This is a genomic window from Allobosea sp. CCNWLY174 (genome assembly GCF_037120455.1).
Lineage (GTDB): Bacteria > Pseudomonadota > Alphaproteobacteria > Rhizobiales > Beijerinckiaceae > Allobosea > Allobosea lupini.
Map to the genome: position 1 here is coordinate 205,496 of NZ_JBBBBQ010000003.1, position 20,411 is coordinate 225,906.

Sequence of the window (20,411 nt, forward strand, 5' to 3'; positions counted from 1 at the left end):
GCTCAATCCAGCAACGGGCTGAACTGGTCGAGCGAGGAGCTTCGGGGCGCGCGTCCGGTCGCCCTGCGGCCGGGCATCGGCTCGACATCGTAGCGCTTGGCCATCTTCAGGATATGGGTGTTGAGCGCGGCCAGGGCGCCCGGCAGGTCGTCCTTTTCCAGCTTCTCGACAATGTCGAAATGCTCGGCGCTCGCCTCGTTCTTCACCAATGCTGTCGAGCGATGTGAGCGCAGCGCCGAGACCTTGCTGGAAATCAGGCGATAGGCGCTGATCAGATAGGGGTTGGCGCTGTTCTCGATCGCCACGAGGTGGAACTCGGTGTCGGCATTGGCGCTGCCATAGTGATCGTCGGCCAGGATCGCCTCATGCATCTTGCGGGCGGCAATCGTCATCGCGGCGAGGGTCTCGTCGCGCTTGCGGGCCATCGCCAGGCTCAGCGCCTCCGCTTCGACCATGCGACGGAATTCGCAGAGATTGCCGATGTCCTCCCGCGTCGGCAGGAAGACGAAGCTGCCGCGCTGCGGCCGGATGTCGATCAGGCCCTCCTGCTCCAGCGCCGTCAGCGCCTCATGGACCGGGCTGCGGCTGACCCCGAGCCGGGAGGCGAGCTTGTCCTCCGACAGGGCGTCGCCGAGCTCGACCTCGCCGTCGAGAATGGCCCGGCGCAATCGCTCGGTGACGCGCGCCGTCAACAGCCCTCGTGGCCTTGCATCCACTGTGATGGACCTCCTCGACCCTATCGGATGCCGGCTCGTCCCGAATGAGGCGAGCGGCATCCGCAATCCTGTGGCGTCAGTCAGAAGAGCGGTCTTCCGGCAGGTGGCTTTCTGTCAAGTTGCAAGTGGTCAAGTCGCGAGTGAATCGAGGAATGCCCGCGTCGCCTGTATTCCCCGCTTTGCCTTCTCCGTGAAGCTCAGCCCCGCAACGCTTTCATGCGGGGTCTCGACACTGATCCAGATGCCGCTCGGCAGCTGCGCCATCAGCTCCTTCAGCCAGAGATCGCCTTCCGCCGGCAGCAACCGCGCGCCGCGCGCCTCGGCAATGGCATCCGCATCGCTGGCGGGCTGCGCGGACGGTGCGTCGCAGAGCTGGAGATAGAGCATCAGCTCGCGCGGCAGCGCGGCGACGCTGGCCGGGCTGCCGCCCGAGCGCGACAGGTGCAGCGTGTCCAGCAGGATACCGACATTGTCGCGACCGGAGGCTCGCGCCAGCGCGGCGGCGTCTTCGATCGTCGCAGCAGTGCGCCAGCGCATGAACTCGATCGCCATCTTGATGCCGTGCCGGGCGGCGGCATCGGCGATCCGCCCGAGATTGTCGGCGGCGCGCGATCCCTCGGGGTCTTCCGAGGTGATCTGCATGATCGGCATGCCGAACTCGGCGGCGGTCTCGATCACCGGCAGCCAGGCCTCGACATCGGTCTGCGGCAGCAAGGTGAAGACCTCGCCATCGAAGAAGCTGACGCCGAGATCGGCGGCCACGGTCTTGATCTGCCGGGTCAGGGCCTTGTCGCCGACGATCGGATGGGCGAGCTCGAGGCCATGCGGCGCGATCAGCCTGAGGCCGGCGGCGTCGTATCCGGCCGCGGCGGCGGCCTTCACATGCTCGACCGGCGGGCAGCCAAAGACCGTCAGATAGGCGAGCGACAGGGGGTAAGTCTGGTGCAAGGCGAAATCCTCAATAGGTCGCGCGGCCGCCGGACACATCGAAGACCGCGCCCGTCGAGAACGAGCATTCCTCCGAGGCGAGCCAGCCGACCAGCGCCGCGACCTCTTCAGCCCGGCCGAGGCGGCCCATCGGGATCTTGGCGGTGACGAAGGCCCTGAACTCCGGCGTCAGCTGGTTGAGCATCTCGGTCTCGATCGCCGCCGGCGTCACGCAGTTGACCACGATCGGCGTCGTCGCCAGCTCCTTGCCGATCGACTTGGTCAGGCCGATCACGCCGGCCTTCGAGGCGGAATAGGCGACGGCGTTCGGGTTGCCCTCCTTGCCGGCGATCGAGGCGAGGTTGACGATGCGGCCATAGCCGGTCTTCAGCATCTCGCGCACCGCCGCCTGGCAGCAATGGAAGACGGCATCGAGATTGAGCGCCATGACGAAGCGCCAGCCCTCGGCCGGATACTCCGCAAAGGGGGCGAGCGGGCCGTTATGGCCGGCGCAGGTGACGAGGATGCCGAGCGGGCCGAGATCGGCCACGACCTTCTCGGTCGCGGCAGCGACCGCGGCGGCATCGGTGACGTCGACCTTGTAACCCCTGGCGTTTGGCAGCCTCGCCGCGGCCTGCTCGGCGCGGCCGGCATCGATATCCCAGATCGCGACCCTGTGCCCCTTGGCTGCAAGCCGCTCGGCGATCGGAAAGCCCAACCCGCCCGCTCCGCCGGTCACGATCGCGACTCGAGCCGTCTCCGCTGCCTGCATCTCGCTTCCTCCCCTGTTGGCGAGCCGGAGGATTACCCACTTGACTCATCCAACATACTAACATTCTAGTAGGCTAGTTGTTGAGGAAACGATCCCGTTGTCAAGCCGCCGGTACAGGCCGGCTGATGGCGGGAGGCTCGAGAGACGGACGAGATGGGACTGAAAGGTTCAGCCTTCCTGGCGATCTGGCACGACATTGCCGACGGCCAGCACGGCGAATACATCGAGTGGCACACCCGGGAGCACATGCCGGAGCGCCTTTCCGTACCGGGCTTTCGGACCGGCAAGCGCCTGCACGCGCCGGACGCCGCCCGCTATGTCTTCGGCACGATCTATGCGGGCGATGATCTCGAGGTCTTCCGCTCGCCCGGCTATCTCGCCCGGCTGAACAATCCGACGCCGTGGACGGCGGCGGTGGCGCCCAGCTTCCAGAATTTCCTGCGGGTCGCCTGTGAGCGGGTCGCAAGCGCCGGCAATGGCGATGGCGGCAGCATGGCTACCATCCGCTTCGATTTCGCGCATCCCGGCGCCGAGGCTGCGTTGAGACAGGAGGCGCAGGCGCTCGTCGATGCGATCCTGGCGCTGCCCGGGGTGTCCTGCGTCCATCTCGGCATCGCCCGCTCCGAGGTTTCGGGCGTGCGCACCCGAGAGACCGAATTGCGCAGCGCGATGGCGGAGAAGGCGTTTGACGCGGTGATCCTGGTCGAGGGCTCGCAGCGCGCCGGCCTCGAAGCGGCAGTGCCGGAGATCGAGCGCCTCGCCATCGCGACCGGTATGCTGACCGCGCCGGCGGTGGACCTCTATGAGACCGCCTTCAGCCTGACCAGCGAGGACATGCAGGGTCAGGCTTTGCAAGACGCGAACCGGCAGGTGCGGGCATGACACGCATCCTCGTCACCGGTGGCGGCGGCTTCCTCGGCGCCTGGATCCTGAAGCGCCTCGCCGAGGGCGGCCATGCCGTCAGGATATTCGATCGCTCGACCGAACGGCGGGTGCTGCGCGAGATCGCCGGCGAGCTGGCCGAGCAGGCCGAATGGGTCCAGGGCGACATCACCGAAGCTGCGGCCCTGGTCCGAGCGGCGCGCGACTGCTCCGCCATCATCCATCTCGCAGCCCTGCTGACGCCGGCCTGCAAGGCCGATCCGGTCTTCGGCGCGCAGGTCAACCTGATCGGAACGCTCAACGTCTTCGCGGCGGCCAAGGCGAACGGCATCACGCAGGTCGCCTATGCCAGCAGCGGCGCCGTCTTTGGGCCGGATGACGGCGCAAGGCCGGAGCCGATCACCCATTACGGCGCCTTCAAGCTCGCGACCGAAGGCTGTGCCCGCGCCTATTGGCATGACGACGGCATCGCCAGCGTCGGCCTGCGCCCGACCATCGTCTACGGGCCGGGCCGGGAGATCGGGCTGACCGCCGGGCCGACGCTCGCCTGCCGTGCCGCTGCGGCCGGGCAGCCCTTCACCATCGACTATTCCGGAGCGCAGGACCTGATCTTCGTCGACGATGTCGCCGCGGCCTTCGCGGCGGCCGCGACGAAGCCGATCACCGGCGCACACGCCTTCTCGCTGACCGGCGGTACAGCCGACGTCGCCGATGTCATCGCGGCCATCGAGGCGGACGTGCCGGGGGCACGGATCGGCTTCGACGGGCCGCCGGTGCCGATGGCGGCGAAGATCGCGCCGACCCCGTTCGAGGCGGTCCTGGGGGCGATCCCGCGGACATCGCTGCGCGAGGGCATCACCCGGACGCTGGCGCATTACCGCGCGCTCGTGCCGGCTGCTTGAGCGGGCGGAGGAGAGAAACGCAAGCCGATCAAAGAGATTGCCGTCGCGAAAACGGAGCTAGGCCACCACAAGACCAGCGCGACTGCAGGAACTGGTGACGACACGACAAACCGGAGGAGGAAAATCATGTTGGGCAAGTTTTCGCGCCGTGCCGCGCTCGCGATGGTCGCGGGTCTCGGCCTCATCGGCGCCGCATCCCAGGCGGACGCGCAGACGCTCGAGAAGATCAAGAAGGCCGGCGTCATCCGCATCGGCGTCATGGGCGAGCAGGCGCCCTGGGGCTCGATCGACGCGAGCGGCCAGAACATCGGCTATGACGTCGATGTCGGCCGGCTGATCGGCGAGGAGCTCGGCGTCAAGGTCGAGTTCGTGCCGAACGCTGTCGCTGCCCGTATCCCGAACCTCCTGACCAACAAGGTCGACCTGCAGATGGCGGTGATGGGGATGTATCCCGACCGGGCCAAGGCGGTGCAGTTCTCCAAGCCCTATTCCGGCCTGAAGATCATCCTGCTCTCCAGCAAGAAGAACAAGATCGAGAAGATCGAGGACGCCCGCAACCTGCGCATCGGCGTGCCGCGGGGCGCCGCCCAGGACAAGGCGATCACCACGCTGCTCGGCGACGTCCCGAACATCCGCCGCTTCGACGACGACAGCTCGACCATGCAGGCGCTCGTCTCAGGCCAGGTCGACGCGATCGGCGGCAACACCACCTACAAGATCAATCTCGACAAGGCCGCGCCCGGCAACGACTTCGAGCAGAAACTCGTCTTCAACGAACAGTGGCAGGGCGTCACCACCAAGCTCGGCGATGCCGAGATCAACGCCTGGCTGAACGCGTTCATCGACAAGGCCACGGCCGACGGCCGGCTCGAGAAGATCAGCCAGAAATGGCTGGCGCAGCCGCTGCCGACCTTCCCGGCCGCGGTCGAGGGCGTGCCCTTCACCGTCGCCAAGTAAGGGCGGCTCAGCTCCTATACGCCAGGACAGGCATGGGCGCGGCGGTTCTCGCCGCCGCGCCGGCATCACCGCTGTCGCGGAGGACGGGAATGCGGACGATCTTCATCCTGAACGGGCCGAACCTCAATCTGCTGGGGCAGCGCGAGCCCGAGATCTACGGGCATACGACGCTGGACGAGATCCGCGGCTGGTGCGAGGCCGACGCGGCCGAGCTCGGCCTTGCCGTCGAGTTCCGCCAGTCGAATTTCGAGGGTGAGATCATCGAGGCCATCCACGCGGCCAGGATCAAGGCGGCAGGGATCATCATCAATCCGGCCGGCTACAGCTTCACCTCGATCGCGATCCTGGACGCGCTCAAGATGTTCGAGCGGCCGAAGATCGAGCTGCACATCTCGAATATCCACCAGCGCGAGGCGATCTATCACCATTCGCTGGTTTCGAAGACGGCAACCGCCGTCATCGCCGGCCTCGGTGCCTATGGCTACCGGCTCGCCTTGCGGGCCATGGCGGAGATGACGCGATGACGGGCTCGACGATCAAGACCATCCAGGGCGAGGCCATCCCGGCGCTGGGGCTCGGCACCTTCGAACTGACCGGTCCGGCGGGCGAAGATGCGATCCGGACCGCGATCGACCTCGGCTACCGCCAGATCGACACCGCGATCCGCTATGGCAACGAGGTCGAAGTCGGCCGCGCGATCCGGGGCTCGGGCGTGGCGCGGGGCGAGCTCTTCGTCACCACCAAGATCTGGTTCAACGACCTCCAGCCCGACACGGTCCACCGCCGCGTCGACGAGAGCCTGGAGCGGCTCGGGCTCGACCAGGTCGATCTCCTGCTGATCCATTGGCCGGCAAAGGATGTGCCCCTCGGCGAGACGCTGGCGGCTTTCGCCGAGGAAAAGAGCAAGGGGCGGACCCGGCTGATCGGCGTCAGCAATTTCACGGTCGCGCTGCTCGACGAGGCGCTGGATGTGCACAAGGCGGATCTCTTCTGCAACCAGGTCGAATATCACCCCTTCCTGTCGCAGCAGACCCTGCTCGCCAGGATGCGGCGGGCCGGCATGCTGCTCAACGCCTACCAGCCGATCGCGCGCGGCAAGGTCTTCGGCAACGACGTGCTCAAGGTGCTCGGGCGCAAATACGGCAAGAGCGCCGGGCAGGTCACACTGCGCTGGCTCGTCCAGCAGGACGGGGTCGGCGCGATCCCGCGCTCGGCCCGGCCGGAGAATATGCGCGCCAATCTCGACATCTTCGACTTCGAACTGTCGCCGGACGACATGGCGGCGATCCACGGGCTCGCCAGTGGCCAGCGCTATTCGCGCTTCGACTGGGAACCGGCCTGGGACGACTAAGCAAGAACAGGGGATTGGGGAGGACCGATGACACTCGATTTCAGCGTCGTGACCGGCGCCTGGCAGTCGCTGCTCCTGGGCACAGTCGGAACGCTGTTCCTGGCCTTCTCAGGCATGGCGCTCGCGATGATCATCGGCGTTCTCGGCGTGGTCATCCTGAGGATGCAACTTCGGCTGCCCTCGCTGCTGGTCAACGCCTTCATCGAGATCGTGCGCAACACGCCGTTCCTGGTGCAGATCTTCTTCCTGTTCTTCGCCCTGCCGCTCGCCGGCATCCGCCTCAACCCGACGTTGACGGCGATCCTGGCGCTCGGGGTCAATGGCGGCGCCTATGCGATCGAGATCATCCGCGGCGGCGTCGAGAGCGTGCCCAAGGGGCAGACCGAGGCGGGTCTGGCGCTCGGCCTGCACAAGCACGAGGTCTTTCGGCTGATCGTGCTGAAACCGGCGCTGCGGGCGATCTACCCGTCACTGTCGAGCCAGTTCATCCTGCTGACGCTGACTACGGCGATCTGCACCTCGATCTCGGCCTATGAACTGACCTCGGTCGGCCAGCGCATCGAGGCGGAAACCTTCCGCAGCTTCGAGGTCTATTTCACCCTGACCGGCATCTATCTGGTGATCTCGCTGGTGACGATGTGGCTGCTCGCGGCGATCGGCCGGCGCGCCTTCAGCTATCCGTTGCGTTGAGGAGGGCGGAATGGGCATCCTCGAACTCACCTATCTCCTGCAGGGCCTGCTCTGGACCCTGCTGCTGGCCGCAATCGGCTTTGCCGGCGGCATCGTCTTCGGCGTCATCGTCGCGCTGATGCGGGTCTCGGCATCGCCCTGGCTGCGGATTCCGGCGATCGGCTGGATCGGCCTGTTCCAGGGCACGCCGCTGCTGATGCAGTTGTTCGTCGCCTATTTCGGGCTGCCCCTGCTTGGTTTCGACGTCCCGGCCTGGGCCGCCGTCTCGGTGGCGCTGACGGCGCATGCCTCGGCCTTCCTCGGCGAGATCTGGCGCGGCGCGATCCAGGCGGTGCCGCGCGGCCAGAGCGAGGCCGCCGATGCGCTCGGCCTGCCCGCCCGCAGCCGCATGGTCGACGTGATCATGCCGCAGGCCTTCAAATTGTCCCTGCCGGCGACCGTCGGCTTCCTCGTGCAGCTGCTCAAGGGGACTTCGCTCGCCGCGATCGTCGGCTTCATCGAGCTGACCCGGGCCGGCACGATCGTGTCCAACCAGATCTACAGGCCTTTGCTCGTCTTCGGCGTGGTCGGGGCGATGTATTTCGCGCTGTGCTGGCCGCTCTCGCTCTGGGGGCGCCGGCTCGAGCAGAAGATGGCGGCCGCGACGGCGAAATGAGGGGATGACCGTGACCGAGCCCAACAGCGCCAAAAATGCCACCGCTCCGATGATCGAGATGCGGCATGTCGAGAAGTTCTATGGCCCCTTCCATGCCCTCAAGGACGTCAATCTCACCGTGGCCAAGGGCGAGAAGATCGTGCTCTGCGGCCCTTCGGGCTCGGGCAAGTCGACTCTGATCCGCTGCATCAATCACCTGGAATCGATCAAAAGCGGCGAGATCACCGTCGCCGGCCACCGGCTCAGCGACAGCCAGAAGGCGGTCGACGCGGTGCGCCGCGAGGTCGGCATGGTCTTCCAGCAGTTCAACCTGTTCCCGCACAAGACCGTACTGGAGAACTGCATCCTGGCGCCGATGCGGGTGCGCGGTCTTTCTCGCGCCGAAGCGGAGGCGACGGCTCGGAAGTATCTGGAGCGGGTCCGGATCGGCGACCAGGCGGCGAAATACCCGGCGCAGCTCTCAGGCGGCCAGCAGCAGCGCGTTGCGATCGCGCGGGCGCTGTGCATGGAACCGAAGGCGATGCTGTTCGACGAGCCGACCTCGGCGCTCGACCCGGAGATGGTCAAGGAGGTCCTCGACACCATGGTCTTGCTCGCCCGCGACGGCATGACCATGATCTGCGTGACCCATGAAATGGGCTTCGCCCGGCAGGTGGCGGACCGCGTGATCTTCATGGCCGACGGCGCCATCGTCGAGGAGAACGATCCCGAGAGCTTTTTCCGGGCCCCGGCGCATGCCCGCACCCGTGCCTTCCTCGGCGAGATCCTGCGTCACTGAAGTGGCCTGTGGCGTGAGCGGAAGGCTCAGGCTGCCGGCGCTGGCCTGACCTTGTCCCGCGCCTGCCGCACCAGTGGCGACAGTGCTGATGCGTCCTTTTCGAAGCCGGTGCGGAACTCCTCGCGCATGCGCTTCGTCCAGAACTGGTTGATGTGGTCGGCGATCGAAGCGATGGCCTCGGCCTCGGGATACGACTTGAAGAAATCGCCGATCTGGTTCGCCATGAAGGCGAGCTTGGCCAAATGCTCGCTGGCGTGATCTTGGGTTATCGCCTCGTTGCTCTTCATCTCGATCATCTCGCGACGCTCTCCACGCTCTCGGCGAGGCGCCCGGCGAAGACGGTCGCGGAATCGGCCCGGGCGATGCAGACCAGGGTCAGGCCGAGCGCATTCGCCCGCTCGATCGCCAGCGAGGTCGGTGCCGAGATCGAGACCAGCGCGCCGGCCCCGAAGATCGCTGCCTTCTCGACCATCTCGAAGGAGGCGCGGCTGGTGACCAGCACGAAGCCGTCGCTGGCATCGTGGCCGGCGCGCAGGCGGGCGCCGATCAGCTTGTCCAGGGCGTTGTGCCGGCCGACATCCTCGCGCACCGCCAGGATCGCGCCATCGCGGTCGCACCAGGCGGCGGCATGGACCGAGCGGGTCAGGCGGTGCAGCGGTTGCTGGCGTTCGAGCGCGCCGAGCGCCGCGCCGATCGCCGCAGGCGCGATCGGTATAGCCGTCGCCGCGCGCGCTTCCGCCGTCGGCAGGTCGGCGAGCGCCTCGACGCCGCAGAGGCCGCAGGAGGTCCGGCCCGAGAGGTTGCGGCGGCGGGCGAGGTGTTCGCGGAAGCGGCCGGGCGCCAGCTCGAGGCTGACGACGATGCCGTTCTGCTGCGGGGCGACAGTAATCCCTCTGATCTCGTCGACACTGCGAACGATGCCCTCGGTCAGGCTGAAGCCTGCGACGAAATCCTCCAGGTCGGACGGCGTCGCCATCATCACCGCATAGGGCATGGTGCCGTAGACGATGTTGACGGGCGCTTCGACCGCGACTTCCGCGCTCGCTGCAGCCACTTGATCGTCCGGGCCGAAACGCACGGTCTGGACCTGGACCGCGTGGCTGGCCGGCGGCTGGGCGGGCGGGCTATTCCGCGGCATCGGGCAAGCGCCCCGCAATCAGGCGCAGCGAGACATCCTGTTCGCGATTGCGCTCCTGCCATTCGGAGTAATAGTTCGTCCTGCGGACCTCGACCGCCGTGACCTTGTATTCCGGGCAGTTCGTCGCCCAGTCGGAATAGTCGGTGGTGATGACGTTGGCGCCGGTCGCGGCGTGGTGGAAGGTGGTGTAGACCACGCCCGGCTGCACCCGCTCGGTGATCTCGGCGCGCAGCGAGATGTCGCCGGAGCGACTGGCGAGCGCGACGAGATCGCCGTCCTTGATGCCGCGGCTCTCGGCGTCGAAGGGGTGGATCTCCAGCATGTCCTCGTCGTGCCAGGCCTGGTTCTGCGTCCGCCTGGTCTGCGCGCCGACATTGTATTGCGAGAGGATGCGCCCGGTGGTCAGGATCAGCGGATAGCGCGGGCCGGTGCGCTCCTGCGTCGGCACGTACTCCGTGATCATGAACTTGCCCTTGCCGCGCACGAAGCGGTCGACATGCATCAGGGGCGTGCCGGCCGGGGCCTTGTCGTTGCAGGGCCACTGCACCGAGCCGAGCTTCTCGAGCTTGTCGTAGCTCACCCCCGCGAAGCTCGGCGTCAGCCTGGCGATCTCGTCCATGATCTCGCTGGGGTGGCCATAGGCCATCTCTTAGCCGAGCGCCCGCGAGAGATCGATCGTCACCTGCCATTCCGATTTGCCCGACAGCGGCGCCATCACCTGGCGGACGCGGTTGATGCGGCGCTCGGCATTGGTGAAGGTGCCGTCCTTCTCCAGGAAGGAGGAGCCCGGCAGGAAGACATGGGCGTATTTCGCCGTCTCGTTCAGGAACAGATCCTGGACGACGACGCATTCCATTGCGGCGAGACCCGCGGTGACGTGCTGGGTGTTCGGGTCGGACTGGGCGATGTCCTCGCCCTGGACGTAGAGCCCCTTGAAGCTGCCGCCGACGGCCTCGTCCAACATGTTGGGAATGCGCAGCCCCTGCTCGGCGTCGAGCGGCACCCCCCACATCATCTCGAAGACCTGCCGGGTCGCATCGTCGGCGACGTGGCGATAGCCGGTGAACTCGTGCGGGAAGGAACCCATGTCGCAGGCGCCCTGGACATTGTTCTGCCCGCGCAGCGGATTGATGCCGACGCCGTCTCGGCCGATGTTTCCGGTCGCCATGGCAAGGTTCGCCATCGCCATCACCGTGGTCGAGCCCTGGCTGTGCTCGGTGACTCCGAGGCCATAATAGATCGCGCCGTTGCCGCCGGTGGCGTAGAGCCGCGCCGCGGCGCGGACATCGGCCGCCGGCACGCCGGTGAACTCCTCCGTGGCCTCGGGCGAATTGCGCTCGTCGGCGACGAAACGGGCCCAGAGCTCGAAATCGGCGAGGTCGCAGCGCTCGCGGACGTATGTCTCGGCGATCAGCCCTTCGGTGACCACGACATGGGACATCGCGTTGAGCAGCGCGACATTGGTGCCGGGCTTCAGTTGCAGGTGATGGTCGGCCTTGACGTGCGGCGACTTGACGAGGTCGATGCGGCGCGGGTCGGCGACGATCAGCCTGGCGCCCTGACGCAGGCGCTTCTTCATGCGCGAGGCGAAGACCGGGTGGCCGTCGGTCGGGTTGGCGCCGATGACGATGATGACGTCGGACTTGGCGACCGATTTGAAATCCTGCGTGCCGGCCGAGGTGCCGAGCGTGGTCTTCAGGCCATAGCCGGTCGGCGAATGGCAGACGCGGGCGCAGGTATCGACATTGTTGTTGCGCAAGGCGGCGCGCACCAGCTTCTGGACGAGGAAGACCTCTTCATTGGTGCAGCGCGAGGAGGTGATGGCGCCGACCGACTCGCGGCCGTACTTGGTCTGGATGCGCTTGAGCTCCGAGGCGGCGTAATTGATTGCCTCCTCCCATGAGACCTCGCGCCAGGGATCGGTGATCGCCTCGCGAATCATCGGCCTGGTGATGCGGTCCTTGTGCGTCGCATAGCCCCAGGCGAAGCGGCCCTTGACGCAGCTATGGCCTTCATTCGCCTGGCCGCCCTTGTAGGGCACCATGCGTACGACGCGGTCGCCCTGCATCTCGGCCTTGAACGAGCAGCCGACGCCGCAATAGGCACAGGTCGTGATCTTCGAATGCTCGGGCTGGCCGAGCTCGATCACCTTGTTCTCCATCAGCGTCGCAGTCGGGCAGGCCTGCACGCAGGCGCCGCAGGAGACGCATTCGGAGCCGAGGAAATCGGTCGGGCCCGCGGCGACGCGCGAGTCGAAGCCGCGGCCGGTGATGGTCAGGGCGAAGGTGCCCTGCACCTCGGCGCAAGCGCGCACGCAGCGATTGCAGACGATGCACTTGCTGGGATCATAGGTGAAATAGGGGTTGGAGGTGTCCTTGGGCAGCCAGTTCTCGTTGGCGTAGCCTTCGGAGGTCGCCGGCTTGACGTGGTTTTCGCCGTCATAGCCGTAGCGGACCTCGCGCAGGCCGACCGCGCCGGCCATGTCCTGCAGTTCGCAATCGCCATTGGCCGAGCAGGTCAGGCAGTCGAGCGGATGGTCGGAGATGTAGAGCTCCATCACCCCCTTGCGCAGGGCGGACAGGTTTTCCGACTGGGTCCGGACCTTCATGCCGTCTTCTGCGGGAGTCGTGCATGACGAGGGTGTGCCGCGCCGCCCCTCGATCTCGACCAGGCAGAGTCGGCAGGAGCCGAAGGGTTCGAGCGAATCCGTGGCGCAGAGCTTGGGGATCTTGGTGCCCAGGCTCATCGCCGCCGCCATCACCGAGGTGCCGGCCGGGACCGTGATGCTCTGCCCGTCGATCGTCAGCGTCACCGTCGTCTCCGCGACCCGGATCGGCGTTCCGAAATCGATCTCCTTGATCAGGCTCATCGCTGTCTCCTTACTCGGCCGCCAGCGGCAGCTTCGGAGCCGGCGGGCGGTCGAAATCCTCGAAGAAATGGTTGAGCGCGCTCATCACGGGCATGGGGGTGAGGCCGCCCATGGCGCAGAGCGAGGCGTCGGTCATCAGCTTGTTGAGATCGCGCAGCACGGCGAGGTTCTTCGGCCGCTCGGTTCCGGCGACGATCCTGTCGACAAGTTCGACGCCGCGCGTCGCGCCGATGCGGCAGGGCGTGCACTTGCCGCAGCTTTCCTTCGCGCAGAACTCGAAGGCGAAACGGGCTTGCTTGGCCATGTCGACGCTGTCGTCGAAGACGACGATGCCGCCATGGCCGAGCATCGCCTTGATGCCGGCGAGCGCCTCATAGTCCATCGGGGTGTCGAGCTGCTTCTCGGTCAGGTACGCGCCGAGCGGGCCGCCGACCTGCACGGCGCGGATCGGTCGGCCCGACAGCGTGCCGCCGCCTATATCCTCGATGATCTCGCGCAGCGGGATGCCGAAGGCGAGCTCGATCAGTCCGCCGCGCCTGACGTTGCCGCCGAGCTGCACCGGCAGCGTGCCGCGCGAGCGGCCCATGCCGTAATCGGCGTAGGCCTTGGCGCCGTGGGTCAGGATCCAGGGCACGGCGGCGAAGGAGAGCACGTTGTTGACGATGGTCGGCTGGCCGAACAGGCCCTGCAGCGCCGGGATCGGCGGCTTGGCCCGGACGATGGCGCGCTTGCCTTCCAGGCTCTCCAGCAGCGAGGTCTCCTCGCCGCAGATATAGGCGCCGGCGCCCAGTCTGACCTCGAGTTCGAAGCCCCTGCCGGAGCCGAGGACGGACGGGCCGAGCAGGCCGGCATTGCGCGCCCTCAGGATCGCCCGCTGCAGCACCTTGTGGGCGTGCGGATATTCCGAGCGCAGATAGATGTAGCCCCTGGTCGCACCGACCGCGATCGCGGCGATCGCCATGCCCTCGATCAGCAGGAAGGGATCGCCTTCCATCAGCATCCGGTCGGCGAAGGTACCACTGTCGCCTTCGTCGGCATTGCAGACGATGTATTTCTGCTCCGCCCTGGCGTCGTGGACGGTCTTCCACTTGATCCCGGTCGGGAAGCCGGCGCCGCCGCGACCGCGCAGGCCGGACTCCCGGACTTCCTCGACGATCGCGGCGCCGGTAAGCGAGAGCGCCTTCTCCAGGCCCTTCAGCCCATCATGGGCGCGATAATCGGCGAGCGAGAGCGGGTCGGTGACACCGACCCGGGCGAAGGTCAGGCGCTGCTGGCGCTTCAGCCAGTCGAGCTCCTCCGCCTGGCCGAGGCGCAAGGCGTGCGCGCTGCCGGTCTGGAAGCCGGCCTCGAACAGGCCGATGACGTCTCTGGCCGCGACCGGGCCATAAGCGATCCGCCCCTCTGAGGTCTCGACCTCGACCATTGGCTCAAGCCAGAGCATGCCGCGCGAGCCGTTGCGGATGAGCTCGATGGCGATGCCGCGCGCCTCAGCCTCCTTCGCGATAGCCTGCGCCACGCCTTCCGCACCGACCGAGAGGGCGGCAGCGTCGACGGGCACGAAGATGCGAATCGCCTCGCTCATTGCCGGGCTCCACAGAGCGCCGCGACGCTGTTGGCATCGACCCGGCCGATCAGCTCGCCCTCGACCAGGGCGGAGGGGCCGAGCGCGCAGTTGCCGAGGCAATAGACGGTCTCGACCACCGCGTCCTGGCTGCCGGCGTGAGCATCGACGACGATGCCGTGGTCGCGCGCCAGGTCCTGTACCAGCGTTTCGCAGCCGAGCGCCTGGCACGCTTCGGCCCGGCAGAGCTTGACGATCCGGTGCGGCGGCGGGGCGGTACGGAAGTCGTGATAGAAGGAGATGGTGCCGTGCACATCGGCTCGCGACAGGTTCAGCGCGTCGGCGATCAGCGGCACGGCCTTGGGATCGACATAGCCGAACTCGTCCTGCAGCGCATGCAGGATCGGCAAGGCCGCTCCTTCGAGATGCGAAAGCCCTGCGATGATCAGGCGAGCGCCATCTTCGTCCCAGGCCGGGTGTGCCGCCATGTCTCCTCCATCTTCAGCCCGTTCGGCTCTCGATTGGAGGAAGTGGACCTGAAGCTTGGAACAGGTTCAAATCGTTTGTTCCAACCGTACGATAGATATAACCTATCAAAAATGACGGGCGCGTGGATGGGATCGGATGAACATAGCGCGATCTGGCCGATAAGCATCGATTATCGCGTGTCCTTGCGATGCGCAAAAAGCCTGCGCTGCGCTGCGATAGGGCAGGGCTATCGTACGATCGGCCGCCTCGGGAGCGCGGCCTCGGCGACCGGGCGCGTCATCATCAGCAGGTTGCGCGCCAGCGGTGCGAAAGGCTGCCGGTCGGCGACGATGAGGCCGATCGTGCGCTGCGCGGCGGGCTCGACCAAAGGCAGCGCCTTGGTGCCGATCGGCACGCCGAAGAATTCGAGCAGCTGGATCGAGACGATGCTGGAAACGCCCTGGATGCCGGCATGGGAGCAGAGGTTGAAGATCGAATTGGTCTCGATCGCCGGCCGCGGCGCCGCCCCGACCGAGCGGAAGATGCCGTCGATGATGCGCCGGTTCTGCATGTCGGTGGTGAGCAGGCAGAGCTTGAGTTCGGCGGCTTCCGCCCAGGTGATGGTGTCACGTTGGCCGAATTCGCCGTCCTCGCGCGTCAGCAGCACGTAGGATTCCAGATAGATCGGCTTGGAGATCACCCGGTCGAGCGGTTCGTTGTCGAGATAGGTCAGGCCGACATCGAGCTCGAAATCGTCGATGCGCTGCTGGATCTCGGCCGAGGTCAGCGACAGCACCGTGAGCGACACCTCGGGATAGCGCGAGGAGAACGGCGCGGTGATGTGCGCGATCATGGGCAGGGCGGTCGGGATCGCGCCGAGCCGGATGCGGCCGCTGATGCCCTCGCGCAGCTCCGCGATCGACTCCTTCATCATGTCGGCCTCGGCGAGGATGCGCCGGGCATGGGCGAGCACCGCCTCGCCCTCCTTGGTCAGCCCTTGGAAGCGCCGGCCGCGTTCGACGATCAGCACGCCGAGCTCTTCCTCGAGCTGGACGATCGCGGCCGAGAGCGTCGGTTGCGAGACATGGCAGGCCTCGGCCGCCTTGCGGAAGTGTTTTTCACGCGCGAGCGCGTCGAGATAGACGAGCTGGCGGATGATCATGGCCGCATCTCAGGCGTTTCCGTGGACAGGCGCCGGCTCCGGCTCGACTCTCGCTCCATGTGGCGCGCTGCGCGCAGTCTTCCCAGATTTCCGGGATTTCCGATAGGCACGACGAAAAGGGGCCGCTGTTGCGGCCCCTTTCCAGTGCATGCCCCGGCGCTCAGTTGTGATGCGGCAAGACGCCGGCACCGCGGCCCGGCTGGCTTTCCACGTCCTTGAAGTGCTCGTGATAGGCGAGGTACTGCGCCTGCTCGGCAAGAGCTCGCTGGTTCTGGGCCTGCTCGTGCACGATGCTCTCGGCCCCGAGCTCGGTGGCATAGGCCATGGAGCTTGCTCCCGAAAGCAGAAGCGCCGCCGCGAGGGCGACAATCTTGCGCGAAAGCATGGCAATCTCCTGTGTGATCGAGTCGCCCGTGGGATGAGCTAGTCACCGTCCGGCGGTTTCCAACGGCCCTGCGACACGTAAGGGCTCACATTCCCGTTACGCTCTCAAAGTTGGCTTCGGGCCATGCTTGGCAGGCGCATCTCGCAGGCCACCGCCCTCGGCCTGACCTACTCCGCCGCCATCGGCGCCGCTCGCGTGGCCATACCCTTGAAGAGGGGGGCGAGCTGCGGTTCTGACGCGGCTCGTCGCCCGAGATCAATGCTCGGGCTGCCACGGCTCCATACGCAGGACGCTGCCACCCAGCCGGGCAAAGGCGCGCTGGCGACAGGAGAAGACGATGACCTGCTGGGCACTGGCCTGGCGATGCAGCGCGTCGAACATCTTCTCGATGCGATCGTCGTCGGAATAGACCAGCGCGTCGTCGAGGATGACGGGCGTCGGCTGGCCGCCCTTGGCGAGCAGCCGGGCGAAGGCCAGCCGCGTCAGGATTGCGAGCTGTTCGCGCATGCCGCCGCTGAGGACGCCGACCTGCTCGTCGAGGCCGTTGCGCAGCACCGAGCGGGGCAGCAGCGTGTCCTCGTCGAAGGTGACGCTGGCATCGTCGAACAGCAGGCCGAGGAGCGGGCGCAGCTCCTGCAGCACCGGCGCGAAATAATGGTCGCGCGCCTGCGAGCGCGCGGCTTCGAGCGCACCGCGCAGCCGGGTCAGGATAGCGACCTCGCGGGCGAGCACGGCAGTGCGCCGCTGCGCCTGCGCGAGCCTGTCGCGGGTTTCCTGCCAGGCCTCCTCGATCGCGGTCTCAGTGCGGGTCTGGATGCGGCCATCGAGGCCCGCCGCCTCCTCGCGCAGGCGGGTGATCTCCTCGCGCGCCGCGTCCATGACCGTGCGCAGGCGCAGCTGGCGGGCTTCTGCTGCCGCAAGGTCGATCCTGCGCGCCGCGAGCTCCTCGACCTGCCGCTGCGTTGCCTGCCAGGCGAGGTCCGTCTCGGCATGCTCCGCGGCAAGGCGCTCCTCGCGCCCGCGCCATTGCGTCTCCGGACCCAGGCTCTCGGCGAGCGCGGCACGGGCGGAGGACAATCCGGCGGCATGGCGTTCCGCCTCGACCAGAGCGGAGGCCGAGGTCTCGGTCCGGGCCTGCGCGGCTCGGGCCGCCTCGCGCATGGCGCCGACGCGCGCTTCGACGGTCCCAAGCTGCCGGCGTGCCGCGTCCAGATCAGCGGGCACTTCGTCCGCGCTGGCCGCTTCGGCCTCCAGGCGCGCGATCTGTTCCTGCAAGGCTGCGAGCCCGCCGGGCGCGAACAGCTGGAGGCGCCGGCGCGCCAGGTCGAGATCGGCCTTGAGGTCGCGCGCCTGCACCTCGCGCTGACGCGCTGCGGCGAGACTGTCGAGCTGAAGCTCATCGAGCAGTGTTTTCCGCTTGGCCTTCGCGCGGGCGAGGCTGCGGTCAACTTCCTCGGCTTGCGGCGCCGTCACGGTCAGGAGGCCGATCGCGGGGATCTCGATCTGCGTCGTGCCGGCAAGTGGCCGCTCCTCGGCCTGCGCCAGCACCACGCCCGCGATCGAGATTCTGCCTTCGGCGCCGGCGGCGTAGTCGATGCGCAGATGCGGTGCCCGCGCCTCGGCCCTGGCCTGCAACTGCAGGAGCTGGCCGTCGATCTCTTCCAGCTCGGCGATCTTGCCGGCAGGCAGGATGAGACTTTTGAGGGTCGCCTCCATCCGCTCGATCTGCTCGCGGGTCGCCTGCGCCTCGCGCTCGCTGTCGCGGGCCGTGGCCAGCCGGCGCGCCGCCTCCTGCGCGCGCAAGGCCCGCTCCAGGCGGGCGAGCAGGTCGCGCTGCTCGCGCTCCTCGCGTTCGGCGCTCTCGACCGCAGTCGCCGCCTCGCGCACGACGCCGGCGGCACCCTGATGGCGGGCGCGGGCGGCGTCACGCTCCTGCGCGGCGCCGGCTTCGGCGTCGCGAAGGCTGGCAAAGCGGGCGAGCGCCTGCCGAAAGCCGCTCAGGGCCTGCTCGGCAGAGACGCGCCGGTTCAGCGCCAGCGCGGCCTTGCTTTCAGCCGCCTTCAGCGATTCAGCCTGGGCCTTGGCGGCGGACAGCTCCGCCTCGGCCTCCGCGAGCGCAGCCTGGCGTTCCCGCGCCATCTCGGGCGTGTCGATCTCGGCGAGCCGCTCCCGGATCGTGCGGCGCCGGTCGAGGGCCGCGCGCAGATCGGCGACCTCGGCGCCAAGGCGGCGCTCCTGTTCCGCCAATTGCTCGCTCTCGTCGATGGCGCTGGCGTAGGGACCGCCTGTCTTGGGCCTGCCGGTCGCGGTCACCAGCCGCAGCAGCTCTTCCTCGCAGGCGGCGAGGGCTTCGGTCATGCGCCGCCCGCCGGTCAGCGCCTCGACCTCGCCCTGGACCGAGGTCAGCACGGTTTCCCGTGCGCGCCTCTCCGTCTCGTCCTCGGCCTTGGCGCGCCGCTCGATGCCGGTCACGCCCTGGCGGACCCAGAGCAGGCCGGCCGGCCCGCTGATGCCGCCCTTCACCAGAGCGGAGATGAAGCGCTCGGCTTCGTCCGCCTGCGCGATCAGGCGGCCGCTGTCGCGCTCGCGGACCTGGGCGCGGCGGCCGCCATAGAACTGCTTCGTCAGCCGGAAGGCGCCGTCGGCAGTGGTGAGGTCCGCCTCGACCAGCGGGTTGCCGCCGCTATAGGGCCGCAGCGCCTGGACAGAGCCCGGCGTGCCGGTATGCGGCTGGAAGAACAGCGCGTGCAAAGCGTCGAAGCAGGTCGACTTGCCGTGTTCGTTGGCGGCGCAGAGAACGTTGATGCCGTCGCCGATGTTCTCGATGCGCACGCCGGTGCCGGCGAAGCGGCGCACATTGTGCAGTCGCAGGGCGGTCAGCTTCATCAGGACGCCGTCGCGCAATAGGAGAACAGGCGCATCAGCGCCTCGCGCGCCACCTCGCGCTCACCGGAGGAGCGGCCGTCGTCCCGGCTCTCTGCGAGCAGCATGTCGGCCGCCTGCCGCAAGGCGCCGGCATGGTCGATCCGGTCGAGATCCTCGCTCTCGCATTCCGTGACCAGCTCCTGCGCCTCCAGCTGCAGCAGGGCGAATTCGGGCTCAATCGCCTTGATATCGGCCTCCAGCCGAGCCCGGGCCGGCGGTCGCGTCCGGCCGGTCGCGAGGATGCGAAGAAGTGTCTGGCGCCGCGCAGGACCCGCCGGCAGCAGCGCTGCCAGATGCGCGCCGGGCTCGTCGCCCGCCAGGCAGTCGAGCACGAGCGTGCGCCAGTCGAAGCATCCGGTCTCGATGGGCTCGACCACGGGCTCGGTTCCCGCCGCTGGAATCGTGACCAGCAGGGCACGGCCCGAGGCGTCGTGCTTGAACCGGTCCGGCTCCGGCGCGCCGCTGTACCAGGTGCGCGGTCCGATCCGCATCTGGCCGTGCCAATCGCCGAGGGCGAGATAGTCGAGACCGGCGCGGGTCGCCCGGTCGGGAGCGATGACGTCGCCGGCGCCGCCATCTTCCGAAAAGCTCTGCACGGCGCCGTGGGCGAACCCGATCCTGATCGTGCCCGGCGGGGTCGCTGCCCCGTCCAGCCATTCGGTGAGGTCGCGACCCGGCCGGCGCGTCGTGCAGGGCGCCGGCAGGAGGACGACGTCCTCGGCGAGCCGGACAGGAGCCGGCTCGGTCGCGAGGAAGACGTTGGCGGGCCGCGATGTCGCCAGGCCGGCCCAGAGTGCTTCCGCGGCGAGCGAATCATGATTGCCGGGCAGCAGGATCCAGCGCAGCCCGTCATGCCCTGCCATGGCGGCCAGCGCCTGGCGAAGCACGGCCGGGCTCGGCGTTTCCGTGTCGAACACGTCGCCGGCCAGCAGAATCGTCTCCGCCGCTGCAGTGCGAGCCTGGGCAGCCAGCCGGTCGAGCACGGTGTGGCGGGCCTCGCGCAGCCGCCCGCGCAGCTCGTCCGGCATCGAACCGAACGGCTTGCCGAGATGCAGGTCGGCGCTGTGAAGGAAACGGACCATCCGACGTGGTCTACCTGCCGCTTCCGGCCGTGACCAGATGCCGGCTGCCCGCCTCGCTCTGGACCGGGCCGATCGATGAAGCCGGGAGCTCCATCAGCGAGATCGCGCTCCGCGCCTGCTGAACATCATAGACTTGCACTATACTCTTACCCGGCCGGCTGGGCGAGAGCCGGCGCAGCAAGGAGACGGTG

General features: G+C 67.8%; 19 protein-coding genes and 1 pseudogene. 8 read left to right on the top strand and 12 right to left on the bottom strand.

All coding sequences use genetic code 11. The annotated features are described in order from the left end of the window. Positions 1–2: 2 nt before the first annotated feature. The 3 genes from V7S63_RS11950 to V7S63_RS11960 all read right to left on the bottom strand — a co-directional run bounded on the left by V7S63_RS11950 (position 3) and on the right by V7S63_RS11960 (position 2,415). Positions 3–692, bottom strand: a complete 690-nt coding sequence (locus V7S63_RS11950) for a GntR family transcriptional regulator (RefSeq protein ID WP_336530375.1) — start codon at positions 690–692, stop codon at positions 3–5. A 153-nt stretch (positions 693–845) separates the two neighbouring features. After that, entirely contained in the window at positions 846–1,664 is an 819-nt protein-coding gene (locus V7S63_RS11955; RefSeq protein ID WP_336530376.1) for a sugar phosphate isomerase/epimerase family protein, read from the bottom strand. A gap of 10 nt (positions 1,665–1,674) precedes the next feature. Next, positions 1,675–2,415: an SDR family NAD(P)-dependent oxidoreductase gene (locus V7S63_RS11960; protein ID WP_336530377.1), complete on the bottom strand. Its 741-nt coding sequence runs from the start codon at positions 2,413–2,415 to the stop codon at positions 1,675–1,677. A gap of 153 nt (positions 2,416–2,568) precedes the next feature. Here V7S63_RS11960 and V7S63_RS11965 point away from each other — a divergent pair, with 153 nt between their 5' ends. The 8 genes from V7S63_RS11965 (at position 2,569) to V7S63_RS12000 (ending at position 8,630) form a co-directional block, all read left to right on the top strand. Continuing rightward, complete coding sequence (locus V7S63_RS11965; RefSeq protein ID WP_336530378.1) at positions 2,569–3,297, top strand: hypothetical protein; 729 nt, start codon at positions 2,569–2,571, stop codon at positions 3,295–3,297. Further along, positions 3,294–4,199, top strand: a complete 906-nt coding sequence (locus V7S63_RS11970) for an NAD-dependent epimerase/dehydratase family protein (RefSeq protein WP_336530379.1) — start codon at positions 3,294–3,296, stop codon at positions 4,197–4,199. Before V7S63_RS11965 ends, V7S63_RS11970 begins: the two co-directional genes overlap by 4 nt. Positions 4,200–4,325: 126 nt before the next feature. Continuing rightward, complete coding sequence (locus tag V7S63_RS11975; RefSeq protein ID WP_091837806.1) at positions 4,326–5,156, top strand: transporter substrate-binding domain-containing protein; 831 nt, start codon at positions 4,326–4,328, stop codon at positions 5,154–5,156. A gap of 89 nt (positions 5,157–5,245) precedes the next feature. Further along, entirely contained in the window at positions 5,246–5,680 is a 435-nt protein-coding gene (gene aroQ, locus V7S63_RS11980; RefSeq protein ID WP_091837803.1) for a type II 3-dehydroquinate dehydratase, read from the top strand. Beyond that, a complete protein-coding gene (locus tag V7S63_RS11985; RefSeq protein ID WP_336530380.1) occupies positions 5,677–6,507 on the top strand; it encodes an aldo/keto reductase in 831 nt (276 codons plus the stop codon). The genes aroQ and V7S63_RS11985 overlap by 4 nt, the downstream gene beginning before the upstream one ends. 27 nt (positions 6,508–6,534) lie before the next feature. Then, entirely contained in the window at positions 6,535–7,197 is a 663-nt protein-coding gene (locus V7S63_RS11990; protein ID WP_100962720.1) for an amino acid ABC transporter permease, read from the top strand. A 10-nt stretch (positions 7,198–7,207) separates the two neighbouring features. Then, positions 7,208–7,852: an amino acid ABC transporter permease gene (locus V7S63_RS11995; RefSeq protein WP_336530381.1), complete on the top strand. Its 645-nt coding sequence runs from the start codon at positions 7,208–7,210 to the stop codon at positions 7,850–7,852. A 4-nt stretch (positions 7,853–7,856) separates the two neighbouring features. Then, positions 7,857–8,630 (top strand): amino acid ABC transporter ATP-binding protein, encoded by a 774-nt coding sequence (locus V7S63_RS12000; RefSeq protein WP_442896457.1) that lies wholly within the window; start codon positions 7,857–7,859, stop codon positions 8,628–8,630. A gap of 26 nt (positions 8,631–8,656) precedes the next feature. Here the strand turns inward: V7S63_RS12000 and V7S63_RS12005 are convergent, their stop codons facing one another. The 9 genes and pseudogenes from V7S63_RS12005 to V7S63_RS12045 form a co-directional block, all read right to left on the bottom strand. Then, the gene (locus tag V7S63_RS12005; protein WP_336530382.1) at positions 8,657–8,926 is read right to left on the bottom strand and encodes a formate dehydrogenase subunit delta; all 270 of its coding nucleotides are present in this window, start codon (positions 8,924–8,926) and stop codon (positions 8,657–8,659) included. Next, complete coding sequence (gene fdhD, locus V7S63_RS12010; protein WP_336530383.1) at positions 8,923–9,768, bottom strand: formate dehydrogenase accessory sulfurtransferase FdhD; 846 nt, start codon at positions 9,766–9,768, stop codon at positions 8,923–8,925. The genes V7S63_RS12005 and fdhD overlap by 4 nt, the downstream gene beginning before the upstream one ends. Beyond that, positions 9,755–12,637, bottom strand: a pseudogene (fdhF, locus tag V7S63_RS12015) (formate dehydrogenase subunit alpha). Before fdhF ends, fdhD begins: the two are co-directional and overlap by 14 nt. 10 nt (positions 12,638–12,647) lie before the next feature. Then, on the bottom strand, positions 12,648–14,219 hold the full coding sequence (locus tag V7S63_RS12020; protein WP_336530384.1) for a formate dehydrogenase beta subunit: 1,572 nt from the start codon (positions 14,217–14,219) through the stop codon (positions 12,648–12,650). Next, positions 14,216–14,686: an NAD(P)H-dependent oxidoreductase subunit E gene (locus tag V7S63_RS12025; RefSeq protein ID WP_336530385.1), complete on the bottom strand. Its 471-nt coding sequence runs from the start codon at positions 14,684–14,686 to the stop codon at positions 14,216–14,218. Before V7S63_RS12025 ends, V7S63_RS12020 begins: the two co-directional genes overlap by 4 nt. Positions 14,687–14,913: 227 nt before the next feature. Continuing rightward, entirely contained in the window at positions 14,914–15,828 is a 915-nt protein-coding gene (locus V7S63_RS12030; protein WP_244543914.1) for a LysR family transcriptional regulator, read from the bottom strand. Between the two features lie 160 nt (positions 15,829–15,988). Further along, positions 15,989–16,213 carry a hypothetical protein gene (locus tag V7S63_RS12035; RefSeq protein ID WP_100962727.1) on the bottom strand — a complete coding sequence of 75 codons (225 nt, stop codon included), beginning with the start codon at positions 16,211–16,213 and terminating at the stop codon, positions 15,989–15,991. Positions 16,214–16,468: 255 nt separating this feature from the next. Further along, positions 16,469–19,099, bottom strand: a complete 2,631-nt coding sequence (locus V7S63_RS12040; protein WP_336530386.1) for an AAA family ATPase — start codon at positions 19,097–19,099, stop codon at positions 16,469–16,471. Continuing rightward, positions 19,099–20,220, bottom strand: a complete 1,122-nt coding sequence (locus V7S63_RS12045) for a metallophosphoesterase family protein (protein ID WP_336530387.1) — start codon at positions 20,218–20,220, stop codon at positions 19,099–19,101. The genes V7S63_RS12040 and V7S63_RS12045 overlap by 1 nt, the downstream gene beginning before the upstream one ends. Positions 20,221–20,411: the final 191 nt, after the last annotated feature.

Excerpts from the sequence above, each read along its gene's own strand:
- V7S63_RS11995 (WP_336530381.1), top strand. The coding sequence starts at position 7,208 with ATGGGCATCCTCGAACTCACCTATCTCCTGCAGGGCCTGCTCTGGACC.
- V7S63_RS12005 (WP_336530382.1), bottom strand. The coding sequence starts at position 8,926 with ATGATCGAGATGAAGAGCAACGAGGCGATAACCCAAGATCACGCCAGC.
- V7S63_RS11960 (WP_336530377.1), bottom strand. The coding sequence starts at position 2,415 with ATGCAGGCAGCGGAGACGGCTCGAGTCGCGATCGTGACCGGCGGAGCG.
- aroQ (WP_091837803.1), top strand. The coding sequence starts at position 5,246 with ATGCGGACGATCTTCATCCTGAACGGGCCGAACCTCAATCTGCTGGGG.
- V7S63_RS11965 (WP_336530378.1), top strand. The coding sequence starts at position 2,569 with ATGGGACTGAAAGGTTCAGCCTTCCTGGCGATCTGGCACGACATTGCC.
- V7S63_RS12025 (WP_336530385.1), bottom strand. The coding sequence starts at position 14,686 with ATGGCGGCACACCCGGCCTGGGACGAAGATGGCGCTCGCCTGATCATC.
- V7S63_RS11975 (WP_091837806.1), top strand. The coding sequence starts at position 4,326 with ATGTTGGGCAAGTTTTCGCGCCGTGCCGCGCTCGCGATGGTCGCGGGT.
- V7S63_RS12035 (WP_100962727.1), bottom strand. The coding sequence starts at position 16,213 with ATGCTTTCGCGCAAGATTGTCGCCCTCGCGGCGGCGCTTCTGCTTTCG.
- V7S63_RS12045 (WP_336530387.1), bottom strand. The coding sequence starts at position 20,220 with ATGGTCCGTTTCCTTCACAGCGCCGACCTGCATCTCGGCAAGCCGTTC.
- V7S63_RS11985 (WP_336530380.1), top strand. The coding sequence starts at position 5,677 with ATGACGGGCTCGACGATCAAGACCATCCAGGGCGAGGCCATCCCGGCG.
- V7S63_RS12020 (WP_336530384.1), bottom strand. The coding sequence starts at position 14,219 with ATGAGCGAGGCGATTCGCATCTTCGTGCCCGTCGACGCTGCCGCCCTC.
- V7S63_RS12040 (WP_336530386.1), bottom strand. The coding sequence starts at position 19,099 with ATGAAGCTGACCGCCCTGCGACTGCACAATGTGCGCCGCTTCGCCGGC.
- V7S63_RS11990 (WP_100962720.1), top strand. The coding sequence starts at position 6,535 with ATGACACTCGATTTCAGCGTCGTGACCGGCGCCTGGCAGTCGCTGCTC.
- V7S63_RS12000 (WP_442896457.1), top strand. The coding sequence starts at position 7,857 with ATGACCGTGACCGAGCCCAACAGCGCCAAAAATGCCACCGCTCCGATG.
- V7S63_RS11970 (WP_336530379.1), top strand. The coding sequence starts at position 3,294 with ATGACACGCATCCTCGTCACCGGTGGCGGCGGCTTCCTCGGCGCCTGG.
- V7S63_RS12030 (WP_244543914.1), bottom strand. The coding sequence starts at position 15,828 with ATGATCATCCGCCAGCTCGTCTATCTCGACGCGCTCGCGCGTGAAAAA.
- fdhD (WP_336530383.1), bottom strand. The coding sequence starts at position 9,768 with ATGCCGCGGAATAGCCCGCCCGCCCAGCCGCCGGCCAGCCACGCGGTC.